Annotated in this window: 1 protein-coding gene; it reads left to right on the forward strand. The window is 43.5% G+C overall.

Annotated elements, in window-relative coordinates:
• The first annotated feature begins 74 nt into the window (after positions 1-74).
• Positions 75-1,237 (forward strand): IS3 family transposase gene (locus tag ACOMA8_RS14610; protein ID WP_216411144.1). Its coding sequence is split into 2 segments (ribosomal slippage): positions 75-351 and positions 351-1,237, totalling 1,164 coding nucleotides; the frame shifts between segments, so codons are not numbered across the junction.
• The last annotated feature ends 130 nt before the right edge of the window (positions 1,238-1,367 follow it).

Below are 1,367 nucleotides of genomic sequence, written 5' to 3' on the forward strand. Positions count from 1 at the left end.
TGGATCGGCTACACTAGACTAGACAGAAAAAATAAGGTGTGTAGAATAAGAAAAAACACACTGGAGGATTGTTTATGTCAAGACGTCAACGTCGAACCTATTCAAAAGAATTCAAACAACAAATTGTCGATTTATATCTCGCAGGAAAACCTAGAGCCGAGATCATTCGTGAGTACGAGCTGACCGCTTCTACCTTTGATAAATGGGTGAAGCAGGCTCAGACCACTGGCTCCTTTAAAGAAAAAGACAACCTTACTCCGGAGCAACAGGAACTGATCGCTCTGCGAAAGAAAAATAAGCAACTGGAAATGGAGAACGACATTTTAAAGCAAGCGGCGCTGATATTCGGACGAAAAGACAAGTAATTGATGCCAACAAGCACAAATACTCGATATCAGCGATGTGCAAGGTCTTAAACATTTCGCGACAAACCTATTATTATCAAGCCAAAACAGTCGAAAACGAAGCCGAGCTAGAAGCACTCGTGGAAGAAGAATTTCTCCGCAATCGTAAAGCGTATGGCACCCGTAAACTGAAGAAATGCTTGGCCAATCTTGGGCTTCAAGTCAGTCGCCGCAGAATTGGGCGTATCATGAAGCAACGCGGATTGCGCTCAACCTACACACTCGCTCATTTCAAGGTGTCCGCTTCTTCTTGTAACGAAGCCAAAACAGCGAATGTATTGGATCGAAGCTTCTCAAAAGGAACACCATTGGAGGCAATCGTTACTGATCTTACCTATGTGCGTGTTGGTAAGCACTGGCATTATATCTGTCTTATCCTCGATTTGTTCAATCGAGAAATTATTGGGTATTCTTGCGGCAAGAAAAAAGACGCGGCGTTAGTCAAAGCGGCGTTCGCTCGAATCGTCTATCCTTTGACGAATGTGACTCTTTTCCATACGGATCGCGGGAAAGAATTTGATAACCAAACCATTGAAGAAATTCTATCAGCCTTTGATATCACGCGTTCTTTAAGCAAGAAAGGCTGTCCCTATGATAATGCGGTTGCGGAGTCTACATACAAATCGGTCAAAGTGGAATTTATTCGTCAGTACCAATTTGAAACGCTGGGAGACTTACAACGAGAATTATTTGATTATGTGCATTGGTGGAACTACTTGCGGGTGCACGGCACATTGGGCTACGAAACTCCAATGGCGTTTCGTCAAAAGAGATTGACGAAACGTCCCCTTGATAATGAGCTCGGATGTGATATCGGTGGAGAGGCAGCGTAATCATTTTAGCTTGAGCATCTGCCGAGAAGCATCAGATCCGAGGAGACTCATTTTCAAGGGCAATCGGAGCAATAACAGGAAGGTTTCATGACACCTTATAAATTTTGTCAAAAAAAGGGTTGCCATTCCA

The sequence above is a fragment of the Enterococcus infantis genome (assembly GCF_049166715.1).
GTDB lineage: Bacteria > Bacillota > Bacilli > Lactobacillales > Enterococcaceae > Enterococcus_C > Enterococcus_C leclercqii.